Source organism: Myxococcus sp. AB056 (genome assembly GCF_006547365.1).
Classification (GTDB): Bacteria; Myxococcota; Myxococcia; order Myxococcales; family Myxococcaceae; genus Myxococcus; species Myxococcus virescens.
The window spans coordinates 1-22,827 of sequence record NZ_VHLB01000064.1; the positions used below are offsets into that span (position 1 = coordinate 1).

26 protein-coding genes and 1 pseudogene are annotated in these 22,827 nt (G+C 68.3%); 4 read left to right on the forward strand and 23 right to left on the reverse strand.

What is annotated here, in order from left to right:
* A pseudogene (locus tag FMP39_RS24965) lies at positions 1-213 on the forward strand (FHA domain-containing protein); the annotation flags it as partial.
* Between the two features lie 86 nt (positions 214-299).
* Here FMP39_RS24965 and sctV read toward each other — a convergent pair.
* Entirely contained in the window at positions 300-2,423 is a 2,124-nt protein-coding gene (sctV, locus tag FMP39_RS24970) for a type III secretion system export apparatus subunit SctV (RefSeq protein ID WP_141592716.1), read from the reverse strand.
* Between the two features lie 232 nt (positions 2,424-2,655).
* Here sctV and FMP39_RS24975 point away from each other — a divergent pair, with 232 nt between their 5' ends.
* Positions 2,656-3,453: a carboxypeptidase-like regulatory domain-containing protein gene (locus tag FMP39_RS24975; protein ID WP_228558308.1), complete on the forward strand. Its 798-nt coding sequence runs from the start codon at positions 2,656-2,658 to the stop codon at positions 3,451-3,453.
* Positions 3,454-3,508: 55 nt separating this feature from the next.
* Here FMP39_RS24975 and FMP39_RS24980 read toward each other — a convergent pair whose 3' ends face one another.
* The gene (locus FMP39_RS24980; protein ID WP_141592718.1) at positions 3,509-3,973 is read right to left on the reverse strand and encodes a tetratricopeptide repeat protein; all 465 of its coding nucleotides are present in this window, start codon (positions 3,971-3,973) and stop codon (positions 3,509-3,511) included.
* Positions 3,974-4,229: 256 nt separating this feature from the next.
* Between FMP39_RS24980 and FMP39_RS24985 the strand changes: the two genes are divergently transcribed.
* On the forward strand, positions 4,230-4,454 hold the full coding sequence (locus FMP39_RS24985; RefSeq protein WP_002640925.1) for a hypothetical protein: 225 nt from the start codon (positions 4,230-4,232) through the stop codon (positions 4,452-4,454).
* Between the two features lie 170 nt (positions 4,455-4,624).
* Here the strand turns inward: FMP39_RS24985 and FMP39_RS24990 are convergent, their stop codons facing one another.
* The gene (locus tag FMP39_RS24990; RefSeq protein WP_225888784.1) at positions 4,625-5,131 is read right to left on the reverse strand and encodes a tetratricopeptide repeat protein; all 507 of its coding nucleotides are present in this window, start codon (positions 5,129-5,131) and stop codon (positions 4,625-4,627) included.
* Between the two features lie 59 nt (positions 5,132-5,190).
* Positions 5,191-6,357: a DUF1521 domain-containing protein gene (locus FMP39_RS24995; RefSeq protein WP_141592719.1), complete on the reverse strand. Its 1,167-nt coding sequence runs from the start codon at positions 6,355-6,357 to the stop codon at positions 5,191-5,193.
* A 265-nt stretch (positions 6,358-6,622) separates the two neighbouring features.
* Between FMP39_RS24995 and FMP39_RS25000 the strand changes: the two genes are divergently transcribed.
* On the forward strand, positions 6,623-6,847 hold the full coding sequence (locus FMP39_RS25000; RefSeq protein WP_002640925.1) for a hypothetical protein: 225 nt from the start codon (positions 6,623-6,625) through the stop codon (positions 6,845-6,847).
* Between the two features lie 196 nt (positions 6,848-7,043).
* On the opposite strand, the gene FMP39_RS25005 is transcribed toward FMP39_RS25000, so the two are convergent.
* From FMP39_RS25005 to FMP39_RS25095, 19 genes are all read right to left on the reverse strand, one after another.
* Positions 7,044-7,421, reverse strand: a complete 378-nt coding sequence (locus tag FMP39_RS25005; RefSeq protein WP_141592720.1) for a hypothetical protein — start codon at positions 7,419-7,421, stop codon at positions 7,044-7,046.
* A 99-nt stretch (positions 7,422-7,520) separates the two neighbouring features.
* On the reverse strand, positions 7,521-8,102 hold the full coding sequence (locus tag FMP39_RS25010; RefSeq protein ID WP_141592721.1) for a hypothetical protein: 582 nt from the start codon (positions 8,100-8,102) through the stop codon (positions 7,521-7,523).
* A gap of 93 nt (positions 8,103-8,195) precedes the next feature.
* The gene (locus tag FMP39_RS25015; RefSeq protein ID WP_011552527.1) at positions 8,196-8,672 is read right to left on the reverse strand and encodes a SycD/LcrH family type III secretion system chaperone; all 477 of its coding nucleotides are present in this window, start codon (positions 8,670-8,672) and stop codon (positions 8,196-8,198) included.
* A gap of 4 nt (positions 8,673-8,676) precedes the next feature.
* On the reverse strand, positions 8,677-9,156 hold the full coding sequence (locus FMP39_RS25020; RefSeq protein ID WP_141592722.1) for a hypothetical protein: 480 nt from the start codon (positions 9,154-9,156) through the stop codon (positions 8,677-8,679).
* Between the two features lie 47 nt (positions 9,157-9,203).
* Entirely contained in the window at positions 9,204-9,488 is a 285-nt protein-coding gene (locus tag FMP39_RS25025) for an EscU/YscU/HrcU family type III secretion system export apparatus switch protein (RefSeq protein WP_011552525.1), read from the reverse strand.
* 43 nt (positions 9,489-9,531) lie between these two features.
* Positions 9,532-10,611, reverse strand: a complete 1,080-nt coding sequence (gene sctU, locus FMP39_RS25030; protein ID WP_090489467.1) for a type III secretion system export apparatus subunit SctU — start codon at positions 10,609-10,611, stop codon at positions 9,532-9,534.
* Positions 10,612-10,633: 22 nt separating this feature from the next.
* The gene (locus tag FMP39_RS25035) at positions 10,634-11,452 is read right to left on the reverse strand and encodes a flagellar biosynthetic protein FliR (protein WP_141592723.1); all 819 of its coding nucleotides are present in this window, start codon (positions 11,450-11,452) and stop codon (positions 10,634-10,636) included.
* A complete protein-coding gene (fliQ, locus tag FMP39_RS25040; protein WP_013939029.1) occupies positions 11,449-11,712 on the reverse strand; it encodes a flagellar biosynthesis protein FliQ in 264 nt (87 codons plus the stop codon). The genes FMP39_RS25035 and fliQ overlap by 4 nt, the downstream gene beginning before the upstream one ends.
* Positions 11,713-11,724: 12 nt before the next feature.
* Positions 11,725-12,549, reverse strand: a complete 825-nt coding sequence (gene sctR, locus FMP39_RS25045; RefSeq protein WP_020477619.1) for a type III secretion system export apparatus subunit SctR — start codon at positions 12,547-12,549, stop codon at positions 11,725-11,727.
* Positions 12,550-12,560: 11 nt separating this feature from the next.
* Complete coding sequence (locus FMP39_RS25050; protein ID WP_141592724.1) at positions 12,561-13,247, reverse strand: flagellar biosynthetic protein FliO; 687 nt, start codon at positions 13,245-13,247, stop codon at positions 12,561-12,563.
* Between the two features lie 118 nt (positions 13,248-13,365).
* Positions 13,366-14,769: a type III secretion system cytoplasmic ring protein SctQ gene (sctQ, locus tag FMP39_RS25055; protein ID WP_141592725.1), complete on the reverse strand. Its 1,404-nt coding sequence runs from the start codon at positions 14,767-14,769 to the stop codon at positions 13,366-13,368.
* On the reverse strand, positions 14,766-15,674 hold the full coding sequence (locus FMP39_RS25060; protein ID WP_141592726.1) for a flagellar hook-length control protein FliK: 909 nt from the start codon (positions 15,672-15,674) through the stop codon (positions 14,766-14,768). The genes sctQ and FMP39_RS25060 overlap by 4 nt, the downstream gene beginning before the upstream one ends.
* 33 nt (positions 15,675-15,707) lie before the next feature.
* Positions 15,708-16,196, reverse strand: a complete 489-nt coding sequence (locus tag FMP39_RS25065) for a flagellar assembly protein FliH (protein ID WP_011552518.1) — start codon at positions 16,194-16,196, stop codon at positions 15,708-15,710.
* Between the two features lie 51 nt (positions 16,197-16,247).
* A complete protein-coding gene (gene sctN / locus FMP39_RS25070; protein ID WP_141592727.1) occupies positions 16,248-17,561 on the reverse strand; it encodes a type III secretion system ATPase SctN in 1,314 nt (437 codons plus the stop codon).
* A gap of 24 nt (positions 17,562-17,585) precedes the next feature.
* Positions 17,586-18,257, reverse strand: coding sequence for a FliH/SctL family protein (locus FMP39_RS25075; RefSeq protein ID WP_090489477.1), 672 nt, complete (start codon positions 18,255-18,257; stop codon positions 17,586-17,588).
* Positions 18,258-18,281: 24 nt separating this feature from the next.
* A complete protein-coding gene (locus FMP39_RS25080; protein WP_141592728.1) occupies positions 18,282-20,546 on the reverse strand; it encodes a hypothetical protein in 2,265 nt (754 codons plus the stop codon).
* Positions 20,547-20,617: 71 nt separating this feature from the next.
* Positions 20,618-21,436: a type III secretion system protein gene (locus FMP39_RS25085; RefSeq protein WP_011552514.1), complete on the reverse strand. Its 819-nt coding sequence runs from the start codon at positions 21,434-21,436 to the stop codon at positions 20,618-20,620.
* 114 nt (positions 21,437-21,550) lie between these two features.
* Complete coding sequence (locus FMP39_RS25090) at positions 21,551-22,108, reverse strand: ATP-dependent helicase HrpB (protein ID WP_228558309.1); 558 nt, start codon at positions 22,106-22,108, stop codon at positions 21,551-21,553.
* The gene (locus tag FMP39_RS25095) at positions 21,990-22,826 is read right to left on the reverse strand and encodes a sigma-70 family RNA polymerase sigma factor (protein WP_011552512.1); all 837 of its coding nucleotides are present in this window, start codon (positions 22,824-22,826) and stop codon (positions 21,990-21,992) included. Before FMP39_RS25095 ends, FMP39_RS25090 begins: the two co-directional genes overlap by 119 nt.
* Between the last annotated feature and the right edge of the window lies 1 nt (position 22,827).

Genomic DNA, 22,827 nt, shown 5'->3' on the forward strand with positions numbered 1-22,827 from the left:
GCCGAGGAGCCCGCGCCCCCGCCCGAGGAGCAGGTCTCCGAAGAGCCGCCCCCGCCGGTGTCGGCGGAGTACCCCATGCCGGATGAGCAGCCCGCCCAGCCGAGCGCGATGGCGGCGCTCAAGGACAAGGGGAAGCTCGTGCCCCTCGTGGTGATGAGCGTGGTGGGCCTGGTCTTCCTGGTGCTGATGATTGCCGTGCTCGCGGGCGCCTAGGGTCGCGAGCAGGGCCCTGCCCTCATGAGAGGACATTCCTTCCGCCCGCGCGTCCCTGTCACGCGCGGGCGGAGGTCCATCCGCGGCTATCGCGTGGAGATGCGCGCCACGGGCTGGATGTTCAGCTCGGGCGACAGCTCCTGGTAGCTGAGCACGGAGAACGACGGGTTGAACTCGTACTCCAGCAGCTTGCGGACGTAGCGGCGGATGTCCATGGCCGTGAGGATGACGGGCCGCTGCGCGCTGGGCGGCAGGTGGCCACACTCCGAACGCACGGCCTGGACGATTTCCTGCGCCAGCTCCGGCTCCAGCGCCAGGTGCGCGCCCGCGGAGGTCCGCTTCACCGAGCCGCGGATGGCGTCCTCGATGTTCGGGTCCAACAGGTACACCACCAGGGTGCCGGTGCCACGCGCGTACTTGTGGGAGATGTAGCGACGCTGGGCCGCGCGGACATGCTCGGTGAGCATGACGTTGTCCGCCTCCACCTGCCCGTACTCGGCCAGGGCCTGGAGGATGCCGCGCAAGTCACGGATGGAGATCTCCTCCTCCACCAGGCGCTGGAGGATGTCTGTCAGCTTCAGCACGTTGACGACCTTGGGGACGACCTCCTTCACGATGGCGGGGAAGGCCTTCTCCAACTGCTCCAGCATCGTCTGCGTCTCCTGCACGCCGACGAACTCACGGGCGTTGCGCCGCAGCACGGCGGCGGTGTGCAGGATGATGTAGCCGGGCACGTCCCACGTCGTGAGGCCGGCGGCCTCCAGCGTGTCGCGGTACTGCTCGGGGACCCAGGCGGCGGGCTGCCGGGTGGCGGGGTTCACCGCCTCGAAGCCCTGGATGTTCATCAGCCGCAGCCGGTCCACCGTGTCGTTCACCAGGACGTGGCCCAGCGTGGCCTGGCCGGTGACGACGGGCACCTCGTTGATTTGAATCTGGTACGCGCCCGGCGGCAGCGAGCCGTTGCCACGCGCACGCACGCCCGGGAAGCGCACGCCCAGCTCCACGAAGAGGCCATCACGCATGAACGGGATGAGCTCGAAGAGGAACTTCCCGTTGTCCTGGCGCGAGTCCACGAAGGGGACCAGCGCGTCGGAGACCTCCAGGACGATGGGTGTGACGACGGGGATGAACAGCTCGGAGTCCGGATTGAGGGCTTCCTTGGGCGCGGGCTCCGAGGCCATGGGCGTGCCCAGGTCCGTCTCCATGGCTGGGCCGGCATCCTCCGCCTCCACGGCCTGCTGCTGCTTCTTCAGCATCGTCCAGGCGCCCAGGCCCGCGCCGATGCCCAGCAGGAAGAAGGGAATCTTGGGCAGACCGGGCACCAGGCCCAGGACGATGAGCATGCCGGAGGCAATGGCGATGGCCTTCGGGTAGGCCGTCAGCTGGGAGCCCATGTCCATGCCCAGGTGATTGCCCTCTTCCTCACCCGCCACGCGCGTCACGATGATACCGGCGCAGGTGGAGACGAGGATGGCGGGAATCATGCCGACCAGACCGTCACCGATGGTGAGCAGCGTGTACTTCTGCGCCGCGTCGCCAGCGGACATGCCCTTCTGCGTCACGCCGATGATGAGGCCACCGACGATGTTGACGACGGTGATGATGATGCTCGCGATGGCGTCGCCCTTCACGAACTTCATGGCGCCGTCCATGGCGCCGAAGAGCTGGCTCTCACGCTCCAGGTCGCGGCGCTTCTTCTTGCCCTGGTCCTGGTCGATGGAGCCGGCCCGCAGGTCGGCGTCGATGGACATCTGCTTTCCGGGCATCGCGTCCAGGGTGAAGCGGGCGGCCACTTCGGCGACGCGCTCCGAGCCCTTGGAAATCACGATGAAGTTCACGATGACCAGGATGATGAAGAGGATGGCGCCGACGACGAAGTTGCCCTGCACCACGAAGTTTCCGAACGCCACCACCACCTCTCCCGGGTCACCGGTGAGGAGGATGAGACGCGTGGTGGAGATGGTGAGGGCCAACCGGAACATCGTGGTGATGAGCAGCAGCGTCGGGAACACCGACAAGTGCAGCGCCGCTGGCACGTAGAGGGACACGAGGAGCAGCACCACCGAGATGCTGATGTTCAGCGTCAGCAGCACGTCCAGCAGCAGCGTGGGCAGCGGGACGATCATCATCCCGACGATGGCCACGACCACCACGGCGAGGACGATGTCGGAGTACTTGGAGAGGAAGCTGTTCGAATTGGTGGCAGCCATCAGCGGTCAGGCATCCTAGGCCAACCCGGGTGCCTTCTGTCAGGGGGGGCGTCGCGAAGGGCCCCTCCCCCACGACGAAACCCGCCGTTCTCCCTCGGGCGGAAGCAGCCGGGCAGTCAACCGAAGTGGACATTCCTTCTTGCACCGCGCCCCGTCACGCGGGTTCATCCCCCTGTCGTGCCCTGCCGACCTGGAGGGCCGGGGCAGGCCACACGAAACCTGGGAGAACACGATGCGACTGAAGAATGCCTTGGGCAGGGGTCTTCCGCTGATGTTGCTGGGGGCGTCCCTGGCCTGTTCGGCCTGCTCGGACGGCGGCCCCAGCGGCCCTGGCCCCTCTGGTGAGAGGGAGAAGAACGTCGTCAAGGGCAAGGCCACGGACACCGCGGGCAAGCCCCTGGCGGGGGTGGAGGTGGTGGCCGACAATCAGGTCCTCTACGACTCCGACGTGGTGGGCGTGACGGGCGCGGACGGCACCTACCGGCTGGAGCTGGGCCAGGCGGCCACCACCTGGAACGCCAGCGCGCGGCTCAAGCGCGACTTCAACGGCCGCAGCTACACCTTCGAGCTGCACCCCAGCAACGCCACCCCCTTCGCGGGCAACGAGGGCGCCGTCCGGGACTTCCATTGGAAGCTGACCGGCGCGAAGCCCGAGGGCGGCGTCTACGGCAGCGGCGTCTACTTCGACCTCAGGGATTATGTCGATCCGTCCGACCCTGATCAGGCGGTGACGCGTGAGCACATCGAGCTGACCCTCACCCCCACGGGCCCCCTGGTGGACGGGAGTGCCGGCACCCCGAAGACGGCCCGGGGCAGCAACACGCCGGACGGCTTCGGGCTCCCGGACGTTGCCCTGGGGCGCTACACCGTGACGGGCCGCTACGCGCCGCCGGGCCAGGCCGTCCGCCCGCTCGTCGTGCGCGTGCAGGGCGAGGAGACCTACACCGAGTCCGTGACGGTCGACTTCAAGCCCGTCATCGAAGGCGGTGAGGGTCCGTACCGCCTGGACGTGGAGCTGAAGTTCCCCTGAGCCCAAGGGCCAGGGAAGGCGGGCCGGGGCCTTCGAGCGGCCCCGCCCGCGCCTACTACGCCGCGCCGTCGGATTCGGAGGACGGCGACCCCTCGGCGCTCTCCAGCGCCGCGGCGGCCAGCATCCGGGCCCGGGCGCTGAGCGGATCCTGTCCTTCGGGATCCAGCCCCACCGCGTGATTGAAGTCCCGGGCGGCCTCGTGGACCTTGCCGAGCCGCAGGTGGACTTCCCCGCGGTTGACGAAGGGCGTGAGGTCGGAGGGGTCCAGCTCGATGGCGCGGTTGAAGTAGGACTCGGCCAGGTCCAGGTCTTCCAGCGCCAGGTGGCAGGCGCCCAGCGCCGTCTGGAAGTAGGCCTCGGTGGGGTCCATGGCCGCCAGGGACTGGAACAAGGTCAGCGACTCACGGAAGCGGCCGTCCTGGAAGAGGTTGAAGCCTTCCGTGGCCCGTTCGAGCATCTCCGGGCCGGACAGGGGCTTCACGTCGTCGTTGGTCACCGTTGCCTTGGATTCAGTCGTCATCTGCACACATCCCTCACGAGGGCGGGAGGACGGCCCCGGAGCCGGTAGGGCAAGCGGTTCCGGGCGCCGGGAGCTTAGACTGTTATCGGCTTTTCCACCAAAACGGTGCGCCGCTTCGGAAGCGATATTCGCGCTGCCGCCGCGAAAAAAAGGATCAGAAAATGGGGAGGAAACTTCTGCCCCCCATTCTCCCATAATCCTTTTGTAAGCAGCGCCGCCGCAAACCACCCGCTTCCCAAACTTTCTGGAGAACGCCATGACCACCGCCACCACCGCCGCCGCCGCCGCCACGAAGGCCCTCGGAGCCAGCCAGGGTCTCTCCGCCCTCGAGCAGAAGTCCCTCTCCGGTCTGACGGGTCCGGACCGTGAGCGCGCCGAGGCGCAGCTCATGCTCCAGAAGCAGCAGGAGGCCACCGCCTTCGTGGCCAACCTGATGAAGAAGCTCAACGAGATCGCGATGTCCGTCATCGGCAAGATCTAATCCTGCCGCTGTAACGCGACTCTCGGAGCCGGCTTCCCTCTCGGGATGCCGGCTCCTTGCTTTTGCGGGCTCGAGCGCCTCACCCGAAACGACGAAGCCCGGACTGCGCGACGACTCGCGCGGCCCGGGCCTGGTGCGTGTTGCGATGAAAAGGGGCATGCCCCCGGGACCTACCGGGACTTCTTCACCTGGTCGGCCTGCTGCTTGAGGGTGCGCAGCGTCGCGTGGGCGCGCTGCGTGGCACGGCGCTTGAGACCCGGGTCCAGCTGGATGGCCTTGCTGAGGTCCGCGAGCGCCTCGGGAACATTGCCCCGGCGCAGCTGGATTTCACCCCGGCCGACCAGCGCGTCCACGTGGCCGTCGTTGAACTGGAGCGCCAGCCGGAAGGCGTCGAACGCCTCGTCGAAGCGCTCCAACGTCATGAGGGTCGCCCCGAGCTGCGCGTGGAAGACGGCGTCGGTGGGCGAGGCGGCCACGAGGCCCTGGAAGATCTGCAGGGCCTGCTGCGAGCTGCCCGCCTGGAGGAGCTGATAGGCCTTGTCCGCCCAGGCGTAGAGCTGCGTGTTGGAGAGGTTGAGGAACTGCCCCAGGGTGATTTCGCCGCGGATCACCGCCTCGGCGAGTGCTTCCGGGACGACGACCTTCTCTTTTTCACCCCTGGGGGCGGAGTCACTCACGACAGCCTCTAGAAGGGCCAGGCAGTCCCCCACCTGGCCCGATGAAGTACGTCCAGCGGCTAGAACGACTGGGGACCGCGGAAGCGGACCATATCATTCAGCTTGGACAGCTTCTCCAGCGTCCCGAACATGTCACCCAGCGCCTTGAAGGACTGGGTCAGCCCGGACTTGTGCTGGTTCTTGTCGTAGGCGCCGAAGAGGTCGTCCGCCTTGCGGAACGGGTTGAAGCCGTTCGCGTTGGTGTTCTTGAGCTGGTCGAACACCTTGCTGATGGAGTCGAACGTCTCGTTCAGCTTGTTCAGCTCGGGCTTGGCACTGCTCATGTCCCAGGGCAGCGGTTTCACCTGGGGCAGGTTGGTGTTCATGTCCCAGTTCTGGGCCACCTCACCCGCCGCGGGGGAGTCCGCCGCCGCCGAGTAGTTGAAGGCCATGGTGCGCCGCTCGGTGATGACGGCCTCGCCCACCTTGTGCACGTCGCCGCCGTTCTCGTGGCCGACAATCTCCTTGCCATGGAACGTCCAGTCGGCCGCGTTCTGCCCCATGTGGAAGACGTCCGCGGACTGGTTCGAGTGGAAGCGGACGACCTCGTCCATGCCCTTGTTGGTGACCTGGCCGACCTTGCCCTTGCCCTTGTCGATGTCCGTCACGCGCACGTGGCTGTCGCCGTAGACGACGTCCAGCTGGCCCGTCACCGTCATGCCGTTGCCCCAGGGCTTGCAGGAGCAGTTGATGCGGGTGCCGTCGCCCAGGACGAAGGACGTGTCGCGCTTGAAGTCGAACTTGCCGCCGTCGCTCTCGTCGACGTGCGGATCACCCCAGACGCGGGTGTTCTTGCCGTCCGGCCCCGTCACGCGCCACTCGAACTGGCCCAGCTGCTCGATGGTGTAGCCGCCCGGGGTGGTGATCTTCCCGGTGCCCTCTTCCACCTTCAGGGAGTTGGCCTCGCGCACCGCGTCCAGGGGGTTGGGACGCTCGGCGGGGAAGGCGGCGTTGGTGCCCGTCGCACCCGCCTGCTTCGTGGAGGCAGCGGCCTGGGACATCTGATCCACGGCCTTGCCGGCGACGTTCACCGCCTTGCCCGCCAGGTCAACGGCCTTCTCCACCAGATTCAGCGTCGACTCGATGAGCTGCGCGTTGCGCGCGATCGTCGAGGTGTTGACGTTGCCCGCGCCCTGCGTCGTGGCGAGTTGCCGGTTACCGCCAACTCCGCCGATGCCGTTCGACATATTCGGTGCTCCCTAAGGAGGGGGAAATGTTCGATGCTGCTTCACCGTGATTTTCGGTGTTCAGCGCTGGGAGTTTCGCCTCGGTGCGTCGCTTTTCTTAAAAAGAAGGTACGAGCCGATCACGCGGGGCGGGGGCACCTCTTGCCAGGGCGGGAAAAAGAATCAGAAAATCCCGAGGAAACTTCCGGCCCCCTTTCTCCCATAATCCTTTTGTAAGCAGCGCCGCCGCAAACCACCCGCTTCCCAAACTTTCTGGAGAACGCAAATGACCACCGCCACCACCGCCGCCGCCGCCGCCACGAAGGCCCTCGGAGCCAGCCAGGGTCTCTCCGCCCTCGAGCAGAAGTCCCTCTCCGGTCTGACGGGTCCGGACCGTGAGCGCGCCGAGGCGCAGCTCATGCTCCAGAAGCAGCAGGAGGCCACCGCCTTCGTGGCCAACCTGATGAAGAAGCTCAACGAGATCGCGATGTCCGTCATCGGCAAGATCTAATCCTGCCGCTGTAACGCGACTCTCGGAGCCGGCCTCCCTCTCGGGATGCCGGCTCCTTGCTTTTGCGGGCTCGAGCGGGCCCCAGCACAACCCACCCCCCTTCCCCAGCACCCCGCAAAGCAAAACCGCCGCTCCGGTCAAAGACCCGGGCGGCGGCTTCAAGGACAGGCGCGCGGCGGGGCCGCTCGCGGTCGGGCTACTCGCCCCACATGTCCTTGAGGAGCTCCTTGCGGCGGCTCATCAACTTCCCGAAGAAGTTGTCGTCCCGCATCTTCTGGAACATCGCGTTCGTCTCGTGCTTCTTCGTCGTCGACTCGGCGTGCGACTTGACGTCGTCGGCGGAGGCGTTCGGGTTGCTCTTGAGGAAGGCCTCCATCTCGCCCTGGACCTTCTCCTTCACCGTGTTGATCCGGCCTTCGCCCAGGTACTGGAGGCTGCCCTTGATCTCCGGCTCGTTCATCCGGTCCATGGCGGAGTTCAGCACGCCCTCCCACGCCTGCTTCTGGGCCTCGGGGGTCGTCGTCGTCGACTTGCGCGTCGTCGCGGACGCGTTGTTCGCAATCTTGGTGGTCACGGGGAAATCTCCTCGGAAGAAAAGAACGTCTCGAGGGAGTTATCGTCGGCGCCGGGCCCCAAGTTGCGTCCCTAGGGCCCAGGCGCCAACGCGGTGCGACTAGCCCTTGAGCTTGCCCAGGCTGGGGTTCTTCATCCAGGCCTTGAAGGACTCCAGGTCCTTCTGCTCGGCCTTGACGTCCGGCGCCGCGGCCGGCGGAGGCGGCACGTCACCCGTCAACGACGCGTGCTTCTTGCTGCTCGTCTCAAAGGCGTCCTTCGCACCACCCGGCCCGGCGGGGGCCTTGGGCGCGGCGGCCGGAGCCGCCGTGGCGGCGGGCGCGGCGGCAGCGGCCTCGTCGGTGGAGAAGCCACGGGCGTTCAGGTACGCCTGCATCCACTCCACGGACTCCACCAGCACGGGCGGCATGGTGGCCAGGGCCGGCGTCTTCGTCGCCTCGTTCAGGTGCCGGGTAAAGGCGTCCTTCACGTCCTGGTAGAGCTGGAAGCTCAGCGAAGCACCGGGCTTGGTGTTGCCCAGCAGCGCGGACATCTTCCGCATCACCTGCTGCAGCGTACCCGTCGCGGACTTCGCCTGGTTCTCCAGCTCGGTGACGAGACGCTCGCGCTTGGCGACCAGTTCGGGCGGGGCCTCTGGAGGCATCTGGGCGGGAACGCGCGGATCAGGATTCGGGTTCGACATGTCAACGACCTCCCTGACGACGAAGAATTGAGCGTCGGGCAGCCTACCAGACTCCCCGGAAGAACAGTCGACTCCGGATGTGAAATGCGGCTGTCAGCGGCGGCTCAGGGCGGAGATCATGGCCGCCGCCTTGCGCACCACGGGGTCATCCCCCGGCTGCATCGCCGCCGCCCGGCGTAGATCCTCCAGCGCCTGGGGCTTCTGGCCCATGGCCAGCTTCACTTCCGCGCGCCCCACGTAGACGGACGGATCATGCGGCGTCAGCTTGGCCGCCACGTCGAAGGCCGCCAGCGCCCCCTGCCCGTTCCCAGCCGCCATCTCCACCACGCCCAGGGCCTTGGCGAAGTAGGCGTCCGTCGGGTTGACGGCATACAGGCCCTGGAAGAGCGTGCGCGCCTCGCTCACCCGGCCTTGATAGAAGAAGTAGTAGGCCGTCTTGGCGATGGCGTAGAGCTCTTCGTCCGAGTAGCCACGCACGTCCCGCAGCGTGGCCTTGCCATCCGCCCAGCGCTGCAGGAGCGTGTCCAGCTTCGCCTCGTCCTTTGGATCATCCGGGTCCAGGGCCGCCATGACGCTAGTAGCCCTCGTCCTTCTGCGCGTCCCACATGCGTCGGATGATCTCCTTCGTCTCCTCGTTCACCTGATCCACCAGGGAGAGCATGGCGGACTCGCGGTGCAGCAGCGCCTTGAGCCGCTCCAGCCGGTCGGGCGCCGCCTTCACCTTGCCCAGGCCCCGCTCCAGCATCCGGCGCTGGTCCTCGTGCCCCCGGCCCGCCACGCTGGACAGGTGGGGCCGGTCGCTGAACCGCTCCAGGTCCGCGTCATGCCCGCCGGGGTGCGGCGGCAGCGGCAGGCGGAGCTCCTCCGAGGAGTGCGCCGGCCCGATGAAGTCCAGCAGCGCCGCGGACGCGAGCGCCGGGTTCTTCGGGTTGCCCGTCTTGCGGAGCTTCTTCCGGTCGACCTGCGCCGGGTCGACGAGCCGCTCACGGACGCTGCGGGGACCGCCCCAGGGCCACAGGGACGTATTCGGAGGCGGATTGTTGATTCTGGCCATCGTGATACCGAACCTCACTCCAGATGGGTGGGGGACGTCCAGCCCCCCTAGCGCCTGGCAGCCGCGGCCGCCTGCTCACGTTGCAGTTCGTAGACGAAGTTCAGGACCTCGGCCACAGCGTCATACAGCTCCTCGGGGACCTCCTGGCCCACCTCCACGCGGTAGAGCGCATTGGCCAGGTTCACGTTCCGCATGAGGGGGATGTTGTGCTCGCGGGCAATCTCGCGAATCTTCTCCGCCTTGAGCCGCATGCCCTTGGCCACCACGCGCGGCGCGCCGTCCTTCTCCTTGTCGTACTTCAACGCGATGGCGATTTCGGCGTCGTCACTCATGGAAGGCCCCGTTGTCCCTGCATGATAGCCACACCCGGCCTCCTCACGCGCGGCCCTCGGGGGCTGGCTGGCCGGACTTCAAGCCGTAGACGAAGTTGAGGACCTCGGCGACCGCGTCGTACAGCTCCTCCGGGACTTCGTGCCCCACCTCCACCCGCAGCAGGGCGTGGGCCAGGGGCACGTTGCGCAGCGTGGGCACGTCCTGCTCGCGGGCAATGGCCTTGATGCGCTCGGCCTTGAAGTCGATGCCCCGGGCCAGCACGCGCGGCGCGCCGTCCTTCTCCCGGTCGTACTTGAGGGCCACCGCCACGTGGTCCGGGTTGGTGACGATGACGTCGGCCTCGCGCACGGCCTCCATCTGCGCCCCCTCCATGATCTCCTGGTGCATCTCCTTGCGCTTGGCCTTGTGGTGCGGGTCGCCCTCGCTCTGCTTGTACTCCTTCTTCACCTCCTCCTTCGTCATCATCATGTCCTTCATGAAGGACTTGCGCTGCCACCAGACGTCGAAGACGCCGAAGAGGACGAAGAGGAGCGCCACCCGCGTGGCCACGCGCGTCACCAGCTCTCCCATGATGGCCATGATGCCGCGCGTGTCCTGCCTCAGCGTTTCGGCCACCATGGGCATGGAGTCGCGCACCACGCCGTAGACGACGTAGGCGGTGACGGAGATTTTGATGAGGTTCTTCAGCAGTTCAACAATCGCCTTCTTGTTGAACAGGTTCTTCATTCCTTGGATGGGATTGAGCTTCTCCATCTTCGGAATCAGCGGATCCATGGTGAAGAGCGTCCCCACCTGGAGGTACTCCATCAGCCCGCCGACAATGGCTCCGCCCGCCAGCACCGGCAGCGACACCAGCAACACCGCGCGCACGCCCAGGTAGAGCAGCTGCCCGGTGGCCACCGACAGGTCTACGGGATTCGTCAGGTGGTCGAAGGAGAACAGGAAGAGCGACGTCAGCTCCGTCTCCAGCATGTCCCAGCTGCCTTTGACGGCGGCCAGCCCCACCAAGAGCACGCCCACACCGCTGAGGTCCTTGCTCTTCCAGACCTGCCCCTTCTTGCGTGAGTCATCCAGCTTCTTCTGGGATGGCTCTTCTGTTTTTTCGCCGCTCTCGTCCGACATGGCGCGTCCCGGATGAAGAGGCTCAGGACAAGAGCCGCAGGGCTTGGTTGAGGGTCCGCAGCATGACGACCATCTCCCCCTGCATGCGGTCCACCAGGGCGCCGAGCACCAGGAAGACGAGCAGCACGCTCACCAGGGGCTTGACGGACATGGAGATGAAGAACACCTGGATTTGCGGCGCCACGCGGTTGATGGCGCCCAGCGCCACGTCGGTGAGGAAGGTCGCCAGCATCGCCGGAGCGGCCAGCGCCAGGCTCACCCGGAGCAGGTCCGCGAACACGCGAAGAATCAGGTCGAAGAAGGGCCACGGCCCGTCGTGGAAGCGCGGGAAGCCGTCCAGCGGCACCGCCACCAGGCTGTCCGCCAGCGCTTCGATGACCAGGTGGTGCCCGTTCAGCGTGAGGAACAGCACCACCGCCAGCTGCACCTTGAAGCTGGAGAACAGCGTCACCTGCTGCCCGAGCTGGGGCACGTACAGCTGCGCGTTGTTGCTTCCGGACATGGTGTCCACCAGGTTGCCGGCCACGCGCGCGGCTTCGAACAGCGTGTTGACGACGAAGGCGATGGTAAAGCCGACGAACACCTCCTTCGCCATCAGCGCGATGTACGGCAAGGCGCTCAGGGGGATGGACGTCACCGAGCCCGCGATGAGGGGATAGAGGACGATGGAGAGCGTCAGCCCGACGCCCATCTTCAGCTCGGTGGGGACCACCTCGCCGCCCAGGAAGGGGCTGAAGATGAGGACGGGCATCACCCGGCACATCACCAGCGCCACCGTGAAGATGACGGCCGAGACGTTGGCCCGGGTGCCCAGCTCTGCGACGAGGTCCGCGACGTTCATTTGATGAGCGCTGGGAACCTGTCGAAGACGTGGAACGTGAAGCGCACCAGCTGGCTTCCAATCCAGGGGCCGGCCAACGCGAGGATGCCGAACACGGCGACGACCTTCGGCGCGAAGGTGAGCGTCTGCTCCTGGATCTGCGTGGTGGCCTGGAACAGGGAGATGATGAACCCCACCAACAGGCTCATCAGCACCGGCGGCGCCGACGCGACGAGCACCAGGAACAGGGCCTCCTGGGTGATGAACGTGAGCTGATTCATGGAGCCCTCTCCCTACAGGTAGCCGACGACCAGGCCCTTGGCGATGAGATACCAGCCGTCCACGAGCACGAACAGCAGCAGCTTGAACGGCATGGAGATGGTGGTCGGTGACAACATGTGCATGCCGAGCGCCAGCAGGATGTTGGCCACCACCATGTCGATGACGATGAACGGCACGAACAAGAGGAAGCCTATCTGGAAGGCCTCCTTGAGTTCGGACACCACGAAGGCCGGGATGATGACCATGAAGTCATTGCTCTCCACGGCGTCGCGGTCCTCGCCCTTGCGCATCTTCTTGGCGAGGTTGAAGAAGAGCGCCCGGTCCTTGGTGGTGACCTTCTTGATGAGCCACTCGCGCAGCGGCTCCTTGGACTTGTTGGCGGCGCCCAGCATCGAGCCCACCGTCTCCGAGGAGAACACGCCGGGGCCCTTGGCCCAGATGTCCAGGCCGGCCGCGCGGTACATCTGCTGGCCCACCGGGGCCATGATGTAGACGGTGAGGATGATGGCCAGGCCGGTGATGACCTGGGTGGGCGGAATCTGCTGCGTGCCCAGCGCCGAGCGGACGATGGAGAGCACCACCGAAATCTTCACGAAGCTGGTCGCCATCATCAGCGCGAAGGGCACCAGGCCCATGGCCGCGAGCGCCAGGATGAGGATGAGCGGGCGCGAGGCGAACGAGTCGCTGTTGACGGCCTCGTTGACCACCGAGTCGGGGATGGCCGCGCCCCCGCGCTTCTGAGCGAGCGCGGCGAAGGGATGAACGGCGACCACGGCCGCGAACAGCCAGGGCGGGACGCGCGGGAGACGGGAACGGGCGGAGGAAGGGAGGTTCACGGGCACGGTCGTCAGGAGCCGGGGGGCTGGGAAGGCGGGCCACCACTGCGGCGGGAGAGGAGCTTCTGGAGGAATGGGCTCAGTGGAACTGCATTCGTCTGCGGGCGCTGCGCGCGGATGCGCTCCACCGCCTCCACATCCAGCTTCGACAACAGTTGCAAGCCGCCCTCGCCGCCGCCCAACAGCAGGTATTCGTCCGCGGCCTTCACCACGAAGAGGCTGCGGCGCTGGTCCAGGGGCAGCCGCTCCACCACGGAGACCAGGGGCTGACGGCCCGCGGCCGTCCCCTGGAGCCCCATCAGCTTGCGCAGTCCCACGTTCAGCGTGAGGTAGATGGACGCAACCACCACGCCCAGCACGAGCAGCGTGCGCACCAGCGTCCAGCCCAGGCTGTCCGTTTCCTCGGACTCCGACAGGGTGTCCCCGCCCGCGCCGCTCCGGGCCGCCTTCGCGGACTCGCGAGCAGACAGCTCCGCGTCCAGGGCCCGGTCCGCTTCCAGCAACTCGACGTCGGCTGTGGGGTCCACCTTCTCAGCGGCCGGTGCTGGCGTCGCGGGCGAAACAACCGCGGGTGCCGGCGCCTGGGCAGGCTCCGCGGGAGGCACCACCGGCTTCACGGTGGGTGCGGACGTGGACGGAGCCTGGGCCATGGCGGCGGGCGGCGCGAACACCAGCGCGACACCAAGCAACAGGCGCATGAGGGGGGGACGGAGGACTGCCATGGCTGGGCGCGAGGCTAGTGCATCGGCCGGAGGACCGCCACGGGCCCACGCCCGGCCGGCCACTCCTGCTCGCCTGCCCTGCCCCGACTGGGACTCAGCTCGCCAGGGTGATGATGCGCACGCCGAGCTGGCCTTCCAACTCCACCAGCTCACCCCGGGCCACCACCTTGCCGTTGACGGACAGCTCCACCGGCTCTCCCGGCCCCCGGTTCAGCTCGAGGACCTGCCCGGTGCGCAGCCCCACCACCTGCTGCGCGGTGACGGGCACGCGCGCCAGCTCCACCGCAATCTGCAGGGGCACGTCTCCGAGCAGGTCGCTTCCGTCCGGCTTGCTCACATCGTCCAAGGCCGCCCCTTCCAGTTCCGGAGGCACGTCCAGCTCCGGGTTCGTGAAGTCCTCTTCTTCATCCCCAGGCTCCGCGCTCGCCTCGTCCGCGGAGCCCGGGTGGCCCGGCTCTCCTTGAACGAAATCGGTGATGCGCGCCTGGTAGCGCCCGTCCTCGCCGACGAACACTTCCGCCTCGGCCCACCCCGCCGTCCCCTTCCCCACCCGCAGCCGCGCGGTGCCTGCCTCGCCCTTGTCCGTGCGCGCCGACAACGCGTCCACCAGCAGCACGTCCTTCACCCGCAGGCTCGCCAGGTCCTGGCCGGAAATCTCCGCCGAGCCAATCTCCGCGCGCAGCCAGCTGCGCACCGCCGACAGGCGGCTCGCGAAGGCCTCCAGGTCCGCCTTCACCCGGGCCCGCCGCTGCGTGCTCTCCACCGCCGGCTCTGCCGCGTCCAGCACCGCCGCGGGCACCACCAGCCGCACCATGCCGCTGTGCGGTCCCAGCGTCGCTTGCAGGTGGACCGCCAGCATGGGGCCATCATCCCCCAGCCGCGCGGAGACCTCGTCCACACCCCGCGCCACGCCGTCCAACCGGGGGCGCGGCACCGCCGCCTGCAGCCCCGGCACCAGCAGCTTGAGCCCCTCGAGGACGACGTAGGCCATCACGCCCTCCTCGATGTCCGTCAGCGGTCGCAGCCCCACCGTCTCACCGGCGCCGCCCAGCAGCAGGTCCACCGCCACGTGCGCCAGCGCGAGCTCCACCTCCAGCACCGCCCGGCCCTGGAGCGCACCAGGCGCGAGCACCGCCAGGAAGGTGGGGTCGCCCAGGAAGCGCCGCAGCTCCGCCATGGGCCGCACCTGGACGGACTCCACCGTCAGGCGCACCTCGGCGTCGAACAGCTCCGTGAGCCGAGCCGCCACGGCCACCGTCGTGCCGTCCGCGGGCGTCAGCCACCGCAAGCGCTCCGCGAGCAGCCCCTGGGCCCGGGAGACCTTCTCCAGGTTCCGGAAAGTGAAGGGCCGCCAGCGCCGCTCCTGGCTGGCGGGTGGCTCCTGGGATGCCGGGGACTCCTGCGGAGGCTCCTGGCGCGAAGGCCGGAGCTGGCTCAGGTCCACCAGCATCGTGCGCTCGTGGACGCCCGATCCTTCGTCCTCGGATTCGAGACTCATGCCTTCGCCTCGAAGCGGACGTCTTCAAGCCGGAGCCCACGGCCACTGAGCGCGGTCCGCAGCCCCTCGCTGGCGCCTTCGAGCTGCTTGAGCACCTCGCGGTTGCTGCCGCTGAAGGTGGCCGAAATCTTCCCGTTCCGGGCGCTGACCTTGATGGACAGACCGCTGAGCACGTCGCCCCGCAGGTCGATCTGGAACTCCGCGTTGCCCGCGGCGTTGGTGCCCACGCGGACGCGGTCGACAATCTTCTGCGCAATCTCGGTGGCCAGGGCCCGCAGGCGCTCCGAGCCCGCGGTGTCCTTGGGCTTGGCCACGGGCACCGGCGCCATCAGCGCGGGGTTGAAGCGGAAGCCGGGGGCGATGGACTCCGACCCGCCTTCCTTCTTGTCCTTGCCACCGCCACTGCCCTTGCCGCCGCCCGCGTCGGCATCCGCCCGGATGGCGGCGCCCCGCTCGGAGCTGACCTGCCCCAGGGAGGACTCCGCCTTGCCCAGGTCCTTCTCGCGGCTCTCGGAGGTCCGCTTCTCGTCGGTGCGCCGGGCGTCCCGGGCGTCCGACGCGCGCGAGCCGCCACGAGCCTCCGCGGCCTGCCCCTGCGCCTGGGCCTGCGGCTGGGCCAGTTCCTTCATGGCGGGCTGCTGGTCCTGCTGCACCCGCTCACCAAACGTCTTGCCCTGCTGGGTGGCCCGCGCGAGCACGGCGCGCGCCAGACCGCCCTGTTGCTGCTGGGGCTGCGCGGGCGCCGGGCCCGGCGACGGAGGCGGCTGCTGGGCCTGCTGCATCAGCCGCTGGAAGGCGGAGGCCCCCTCCTGGCGCTTCTTGGCCTGGCCCTCGGCGAGCTTCTTCTCCTGGAGGAGGCGCTCGGCCATGCGCGCTGCTTCGCGATCGTCGTCAACTCGGCTCATGACGTCATTCCAGGGGGATGGGGAGGGCGCAGGTTACTTGCGCTGGCGCGCCAGGAACAAGGCGTTGCCAATCTCCTCCTGGTTCAGTTCCTCACGCTGCTGTCGCTCGTACTTCACCTGCTTCTGCCAGTTCTCTCGGTGCTTCTCGATGGCCTTCAGCTCCTTCGCCGCCTCGGCCATCTCCCGCCGGCGCTGCTCCACCAGCCGTTCGGCCACCTTGACGGCCTCCCGCTGGCGCTCGACCTCCAGCGCCACCTGCGCCTCTTCGTCCTTCAGGCGCTCCTCGAAGCGGTTCATCATGTTCATGCCGTTGATGCCGGCACCCTTGAACATGACCTCCTTCAGGTAGGCGGCCACCTTCGCCTTGCGCTCGCGCTTGCGCTGCTCCAGGTCGTCGATGAGACGCTGGAGCTCCGCCTTCTCCTTCTCCAGCGCCTTGATGGCGGAGGAAAAGGCCTGCTCCGCCTCTTCCTTGGCCCGGGCGCGCATGTCCTGCAGGGCCTGCAACCGGTACGGGGGCATGTTGGCCCCATCCTAACCCGGAATCCCCGCCGCGCACCCCTGGCCAACGCCTTACTCGTCGAACAGGGCGATCAGTTGCTCCACCGTCTCCTCGAACCCGGAGTTGGAGTGGGTGTCCTGCTTGAGGAAGTCGATGATGGCGTCGTACTTGTCGATGGCCTGATCCGTGCGGGGATCCGTCCCGTACTGGTAGGCCCCCAGGAGGATGAGGTCGCGCTGCTTCTCATACGTGGAGAGCAGCTCTCGCAGCCGTCCCGCCGCCTTCTTGTGGTCCTTGGAGACGATGCCGCTCATCACACGGCTGAGGCTGGCGAGCACGTCCATCGCGGGCCACTGGTTGCGCTCACCCAGGGCACGGTTGAGGATGAAGTGGCCGTCGAGAATACCGCGGACCTCGTCGGCGATGGGCTCTTCCATGTCACCGCCGGCCACGAGGCAGGTGTAGATGGCGGTGCACTTGCCCTTCTCCGAGTTGCCCGTGCGCTCCAGGATGCGCGGCAGCATGGAGAACACGCTCGGCGGATAACCCTGACGGGCCGGGGGCTCACCCACGGCGAGGCCAATCTCACGCTGGGCACGCGCCAGACGCGTCACCGTATCCAGCATGAAGAGCACGTTGCCGCCGCGCTCGCGGAAGTACTCGGCGATGGCCGTGGCGACATAGGCCGCTCGCAGACGCACGAGGCTGGGCTGGTCAGAGGTGGCGCACACCAGCACGGAGCGCTTCATGCCCTCCTCGCCCATGGCGTCTTCGATGAACTCACGGACTTCGCGGCCACGCTCGCCGATGAGCGCCACCACACAGAGGTCCGCTTGGGTGTTCCGGGCAATCTGCCCCATCAGCGTGGACTTGCCGACGCCGGAGCCGGCGAAGAGGCCCACGCGCTGGCCCTCCCCCACCGTGAGCAGCCCGTCGATGCAGCGCACGCCCAGGGGCAGTGGCCGCTCGATACGCTGGCGGGTGAAGGGGTCCGGGCAGTCGCGGTCCACGGACCAGTCGATGAGGCCCTCCTCCGGCAACGGCTGGCCGTCCATGGGCTCGCCGATTCCGTTGAGCACGCGGCCCAGCAGCGCCTCTCCGCACTTGATGCTCAGCGGCTTGCCGGTGGGGATGACCTCGCTGTCCGGACCGATGCCGTGCAGCTCGCCCAGGGGCATGAGCATCACCTCATCCCCTTGGAAGCCCACCACCTCCGCCTTCACCGCGCCGCGGTTTCGGCTCTTGATGAGCACCAGCTCGCCCACGCGGACGTTGGGCACGCTGGCCTTGATGATGAGGCCCGTCAGCTCCGTGACGCGGCCGCGCACGCGCACGACCTGCGCTTCCTTGATGAGGTCGAAGTACCGCGAGAGGTCAATGGCCATGGGCGAGTCCCTTGACGCTCCGGCTCAAGCCGGCCCTTCCTTGCGCGCGGTGTCCGGCAACAAGACGTTCTGGAGCATCTCCAGCTGCGTGGGAAGCTGTGCATCCACCGTGCCGAACTCCGTCTGGACGATGCAGCCCACGGGGGCCACCTCGGGGTCCTCCTTGATGGCCAGGTCCACCGCGCGGCCGATGAGCTCCATCAGGACCGGCTTCTTCGCGCGGAGCACGGCGGCCGTCTTCGGGTGGACCCGCAGAATCATGGAGCGGGCGCTGCGCAGGTTCTCGATGGCCGCGGCGCACAGCTCCACCATCAGCTCCGGGTCCTTCTCCAGGCTCCGGCCGATGATCTTCTCCGCCACCTTGAGCGACAGCGCGATGACGTCCTGCTCGTGGCCGGTCAGCACCTCCCCCGCCTGCATCTTCGCGCGAAGGATGATTTCGGTGGCCTGCGCCAGGCCTTCCTGACGGCCCTGCTCACGCGTCTTGGCGAGGAGCTCCTCGCGCTCGCGCTGCGCCTCCGCGAGGATGCGCTCCTTCTCGCGCTGCGCCTCCTCCAAGATGGCCGACGCGCCCTGACGGGCCTCGAAGACCTCGGCGTTCATCACCCCCGCGCGGGGAGGCCGCAGCACGGGACGCTCGGGCGCGTGCGCCGGCTCCGCCGTCCCATCACCTCGAATCACCTTGCCGATCGCCATGGGCCGCTCCTTGCGGGCCGGATGCTAGCGCGTTCCGCCCTTGGTTCCACGTCCCCCTGCACCCGGAGGCACAGGACGGTCGGTACCCGACGGAGAACGGGGACGCCGCTGGACGGACGTGCCCTCACCCCGGGGCTTGGGCATGGGCGCCAGGGCCGGCGAGGTGATGGCCCGCCCCACCAGCACCCGGGGGGGACGCTCCGGCTCCTGCTCCGGCTCGGGGGGCTTGGCCCGGCCGCCCCCCTGGGCACCGGACGAGCGCGAGCGAAACACCCGGGAGACCTCCGAGTCCTCCCGCTCCGGCTCCGCGGCCCCGAACTTCATCCGAGCGGCCCGGGGAGGCTCCTCCGCCGGACGCTGCTGCCCCCGGGACGCGACGCGGGAGCGCTCATCCGCTGGGCGCGCCTGGACGCGGGAGCCTTCGGCCACACGGGAGCGCTCATCTGGGGCTCCGGACTGGACGCGGGAGCCTTCGGCCACGCGGGAACGCTCATCTGGGGCTCCGGACTGGACGCGGGAGCCTTCGGCCACGCGTGAGCGCTCGTCTGGAACGTTGGCATGGACGCGGGAGCCTTCGGCCACGCGTGAGCGCTCGTCTGGAACGTTGGCATGGACGCGCGAGCCCTCCGCCACACGGGAACGCTCATCCGCAGGTCGGGCGTGGACCCGCGAGCCCTCGGCCACGCGTGAGCGCTCGCCCTGGCCTCCAGCCTGAACGCGCGAGCCCTCGGCCACGCGGGAACGCTCGTCGGGCGGACGCGAATGCACTCGGGAACCCTCGGCGACCCGCGCGCGGTCCCGCTCTGACAGCGTGTCGGGATCCTGGGGGCGAGGCCGTGCGCCGCGCTGCCCCAGCCGAGAAGGCGGCGGACCAATGCGCGCGCCCTCTGGATCCGCGCGAGGCGGGCGCGTATCGGGCCCCTCACCCTCACGGTGAGCCCCCGCGCCGCCCGCGTTCGCAGGCTCACGCCGGGCCGGCATCCGCTGCACCGCGGAGCCATCCTGTCGCTTCGCGGACGTGGCCACGCGGGACGGCTCACGCGAGGACAACACCCCCGCGTTTCGCGCCGCCCGCTCCGCCATGAAGTCCCGCCGGGCCGGTGCTCCCGCGCCCTGCCGAGCCGCCCCCGGGGCCTGCCCCCGCACCGGCGGTCGTGTCGGCACATCGCGGCCAGCAGGTGCCGCCTTGGCAGGTGCCGCCTTGGCAGGTGCCGCCTTGGCAGGCGCTGCCCCACCGGGCGCCGCCGCCTTGGCCGCGGGTGGCGCCGCCGCGGCAGCCGCCTTCCGGGCTCCCGGAGGCGGAGGAAGAACGGCGGACTGGCGCGGAGGCGGCGGTGTCGCCAGGCGAACCGGCCGCTCAATGAGGCCACGCGTGGCCAGCCGTTCCAGGTCCATCACGATGTCGGTCCGGCCGCCATCGCCTCGCGCGGTGGGACGCACGCGCTCCTCGCGCACCCACTTCGCCAGCAGGCTTCCGAACTCACCGCGGTACTTCTCCAGCATGCGCGCGGCGAACTCCGGAGACTGCGCCACGCATGCGCGCGCCAGCCGCTGAGCCCCCGCGCTGCGCAGCGCCACCGAGGGCCGCGTCAGGCCCTCGTGCGGCTCCAACTGCGCCCGGGCATCCTCCTCCGGCAGCTTGCGCGGAGCGTTGGCGGCCACGGCCTTGGTGGCCAGCAGCTTCAAGTCCGGCGGCAGCTGCTCCAGCATGGCCTCGCGCTCCGCGTCCGGAAGGCCCGCCAGCGCCGGCCCCAGCACCCGCGCGCCCAACCGGTCGCACATGGTGAGCAGCTCCCGCTGCTGAAGCTGAAGCACGTCCGCGAACTTGAAGCCCGCGGCCTGCTGCCCAGCGACCTCGCGCGCGAGCAGTTCCTCCAGCTTCCACCGGACGATGTCCAGGACCTGCGGGCGGACTTCGCGGGTCAGCTTCACGCGCGAGGGCGGCAGATGCGCGCGCACCGCCTCCGCCAACGTGCCCGGCAGCGCGCGCAGCACCACTTCCACCAACGCGCCCCGCTCACGTTGCAGCAGCGCGGCCAGCCGCTCTGGTTCGGCGCTCCAGAGCTGACCACGGCGGTCCTTCACCAGCCGCTTGATTTCCTGCACCAGCGCGGGAATGCGCTTCTCGCGCGGAACCTGAAGCAGCTCCTGCGCGCGATGACGCAGAAGCGCCCCCTCCTCTTCGGGAAGGTGCTCCAAGGCGCCGAGGCTCTCCTGGCCGCAGAACGTCACGGCCGTCAGGAGCAGCATGCTCTGGCGCTTGTTGAGCGAGGTGAAGAACGAGTCCAAACGTCACCTCGCGGGCCCCACGGACGCCCGCTGGGAGAAGGAGGGAAGCCCCACCGTGAGGGGCGGTGACGTCAAGCCTCGGGAGGACGACCGCGGGTACGCGCTCCAGCGCGCGTGGCCGGGGCGCTGCTGGAGCCGCCGCGCATGAAGGTCCACATCGTCAGGCCCAGCATCGCCAGCACCAGCACGAAGGCGCCCGCGAACATCACCTTGAACTGGCTGGCGCTGGCCGCCGTCATGCGCAGCCCCAGCACGTCCTGCAGGCGGCTCTCCGCGTCCGTCTCCGCCGACGGCGGCAGCGCCTGCGTCATCAGCACCGTCACCGCGCTGGCCTTCAGCTCCGGCACCGCGGTGGCCGCGAACTGCTGCACCACGGCGGTGTCGATGGGCGGCTTGCCACCCTCGCCCGGGCGGTACTTGATGAACACCGACGCGGACGGCATCGGCTTGTTCTCCGGCTGCGTGAGGTCGTTGTTCTCCGGAATCATCACGATGGCGCGCGCTTCGAGCACGCCGTCGATCTGATTCAGCGCATTGGAGACCTCGCCGCCCATCGCCTTGAGGAGCATGGCGCGCTCCTCCGTCGCGGTGGGCACCATGCTGCCCTTGGCGAAGTGGGCCAGGCCCTTCTCCACCGGCCGCGGCAGCGAATTGAGCTTGAGCAGCTCCGCCGCCTGCGCGGCATCCGCCTTGGGCACGGTGATCATGAACCGTACCTCGTTGCCGCCTTCTTCCTTCTCCTTCTTGGCGTTGATGCCGTTCTTGCTGAGCAGGACGTAAATTTCGTTGGCGTCCGCTTCGCTCAGCGCGTGCTGGAGTTCAATGTGGCAGCCCGTCAGGAAGAGAAGGGCGAGAAGCGAGGCGGCAAACGCGTGCGGTCGGCGAATCATGGGCGGGTCGGAGCTTACTAGGCCCCCGGAAAACGCGGAAGGGCGCCCCCTCCCGCTCGTAGAGGGAGGGACCGCCCTTCTTGAGGCCGCGCCGCCGGGAAACCGGGGTTGGGCCTACACCTGGGTCTTGACGACGTCCTTCAGGCCGGTGGTCGCCTTCTCCACGACCTTGCTCGTCAGGTCCAGCTGCTGCGTGTACTGGTACATGGAGGCCTGGAGCGACAGCAGCTCCGCGTTGGAGAACGCCTTGCCGCTGGAGGCCTGCTTGATGATGTGCTCCAGGTTGACCTGACCCTTCTCCAGGTCGCCGACAATCTGCGTCATCATGTCGCCCGCCTTGGACGACTTGGACGCCTCGGCCTTGGCCGTCACCGGCTCCGCCGCCTTGGTCGTCACCGACTCCTGGGCGCCGTGCACCTTGTTGAGGGCGGCCTTCTCCGTCTTGTTGACGGACTCCACCTGACGCACGGCATCCGTGCGCTGGGTGGCCTGCGCCGCCTGGGCCTTGTTCACCTGCTGGGCGGCGTCCACCTGACCGGCGCCCTGCGCCTTGTCAGCGAGAACTCCGTCGAACTTCGACGCGCCCTGCTTGTTCGTCTGCTGAGCGCCCTGATCCTGCAGCTTCTGCTGCGCGACCTGCGCCGCGGAGACTCCGGCCATCGGACCCGCCATGTGAGACCCTCCTTGCATCCATCGGAGAAGGAGGGAGTTCCTCCTCCTCGTTCAAGAGTTCCTTGAGCCGGTCGATTGCCCGCGCATGCAGCCGCGAAGCCCAGCTCTTCGACTGCCCTATCTCCGCTCCCGCTTCCTCCAGCGTCCTGCCCTGGAAGTAGTACCCCATCAGGAGCTTGCGCTCCTTCTCCGGGAGCTTCTCGATCGCCGCCCGCACCCGCGTCTTCAGCTGCTCCTGCTCCATCCGGATGTCGACGGGGAGCGACTCGTCGGTGTAACCCGCCGTGTCCGCGCCTTCGATGCTGGTGGCGAAAACCATCGCCAGCCCCGTCACCGCATCCGAGATGTCATTCACATCATCGTCGAATGAGCTGCCGCGGTTGCCTGCTCCGGCCTCACGATCCGAAAGATTTCCCAGATACGCCGCCGCCCGCTCGCCCACATAGGCGTTGCGGGCATCGGAACCACGCAGCACGCCCATCTTCCGAAGCCCGTCGAAGATGGCGCCCTTGATGCGGTAGTGCGCGAAGGTGAGGAAGTTGGCCCCGACCTTCGGGTCGAACCGCTCGGCGGCCTCCAGAAGGCCTATCTGGCCGTAGGCCAGCAGCTCATCCAGCTCCAGCTGGGCGTTGAACTGCTTGCGCACGGTCGCCGCCAGCGACCGGACGTAGGGGCCGTACTTCTCGAGGATGACCTGCCTGTCGTCGCCCAGAGCCAAG

Excerpts from the sequence above, each read along its gene's own strand:
- sctV (WP_141592716.1), bottom strand. The coding sequence starts at position 2,423 with ATGGCTGCCACCAATTCGAACAGCTTCCTCTCCAAGTACTCCGACATC.
- FMP39_RS24975 (WP_228558308.1), top strand. The coding sequence starts at position 2,656 with ATGCGACTGAAGAATGCCTTGGGCAGGGGTCTTCCGCTGATGTTGCTG.
- FMP39_RS24980 (WP_141592718.1), bottom strand. The coding sequence starts at position 3,973 with ATGACGACTGAATCCAAGGCAACGGTGACCAACGACGACGTGAAGCCC.
- FMP39_RS24985 (WP_002640925.1), top strand. The coding sequence starts at position 4,230 with ATGACCACCGCCACCACCGCCGCCGCCGCCGCCACGAAGGCCCTCGGA.
- FMP39_RS24995 (WP_141592719.1), bottom strand. The coding sequence starts at position 6,357 with ATGTCGAACGGCATCGGCGGAGTTGGCGGTAACCGGCAACTCGCCACG.
- FMP39_RS25000 (WP_002640925.1), top strand. The coding sequence starts at position 6,623 with ATGACCACCGCCACCACCGCCGCCGCCGCCGCCACGAAGGCCCTCGGA.
- FMP39_RS25010 (WP_141592721.1), bottom strand. The coding sequence starts at position 8,102 with ATGTCGAACCCGAATCCTGATCCGCGCGTTCCCGCCCAGATGCCTCCA.
- FMP39_RS25015 (WP_011552527.1), bottom strand. The coding sequence starts at position 8,672 with ATGGCGGCCCTGGACCCGGATGATCCAAAGGACGAGGCGAAGCTGGAC.
- FMP39_RS25020 (WP_141592722.1), bottom strand. The coding sequence starts at position 9,156 with ATGGCCAGAATCAACAATCCGCCTCCGAATACGTCCCTGTGGCCCTGG.
- FMP39_RS25025 (WP_011552525.1), bottom strand. The coding sequence starts at position 9,488 with ATGAGTGACGACGCCGAAATCGCCATCGCGTTGAAGTACGACAAGGAG.
- sctU (WP_090489467.1), bottom strand. The coding sequence starts at position 10,611 with ATGTCGGACGAGAGCGGCGAAAAAACAGAAGAGCCATCCCAGAAGAAG.
- FMP39_RS25035 (WP_141592723.1), bottom strand. The coding sequence starts at position 11,452 with ATGAACGTCGCGGACCTCGTCGCAGAGCTGGGCACCCGGGCCAACGTC.
- fliQ (WP_013939029.1), bottom strand. The coding sequence starts at position 11,712 with ATGAATCAGCTCACGTTCATCACCCAGGAGGCCCTGTTCCTGGTGCTC.
- FMP39_RS25050 (WP_141592724.1), bottom strand. The coding sequence starts at position 13,247 with ATGCGCCTGTTGCTTGGTGTCGCGCTGGTGTTCGCGCCGCCCGCCGCC.
- sctQ (WP_141592725.1), bottom strand. The coding sequence starts at position 14,769 with ATGAGTCTCGAATCCGAGGACGAAGGATCGGGCGTCCACGAGCGCACG.
- FMP39_RS25060 (WP_141592726.1), bottom strand. The coding sequence starts at position 15,674 with ATGAGCCGAGTTGACGACGATCGCGAAGCAGCGCGCATGGCCGAGCGC.
- FMP39_RS25065 (WP_011552518.1), bottom strand. The coding sequence starts at position 16,196 with ATGCCCCCGTACCGGTTGCAGGCCCTGCAGGACATGCGCGCCCGGGCC.
- sctN (WP_141592727.1), bottom strand. The coding sequence starts at position 17,561 with ATGGCCATTGACCTCTCGCGGTACTTCGACCTCATCAAGGAAGCGCAG.
- FMP39_RS25075 (WP_090489477.1), bottom strand. The coding sequence starts at position 18,257 with ATGGCGATCGGCAAGGTGATTCGAGGTGATGGGACGGCGGAGCCGGCG.
- FMP39_RS25085 (WP_011552514.1), bottom strand. The coding sequence starts at position 21,436 with ATGATTCGCCGACCGCACGCGTTTGCCGCCTCGCTTCTCGCCCTTCTC.
- FMP39_RS25090 (WP_228558309.1), bottom strand. The coding sequence starts at position 22,108 with ATGGCGGGTCCGATGGCCGGAGTCTCCGCGGCGCAGGTCGCGCAGCAG.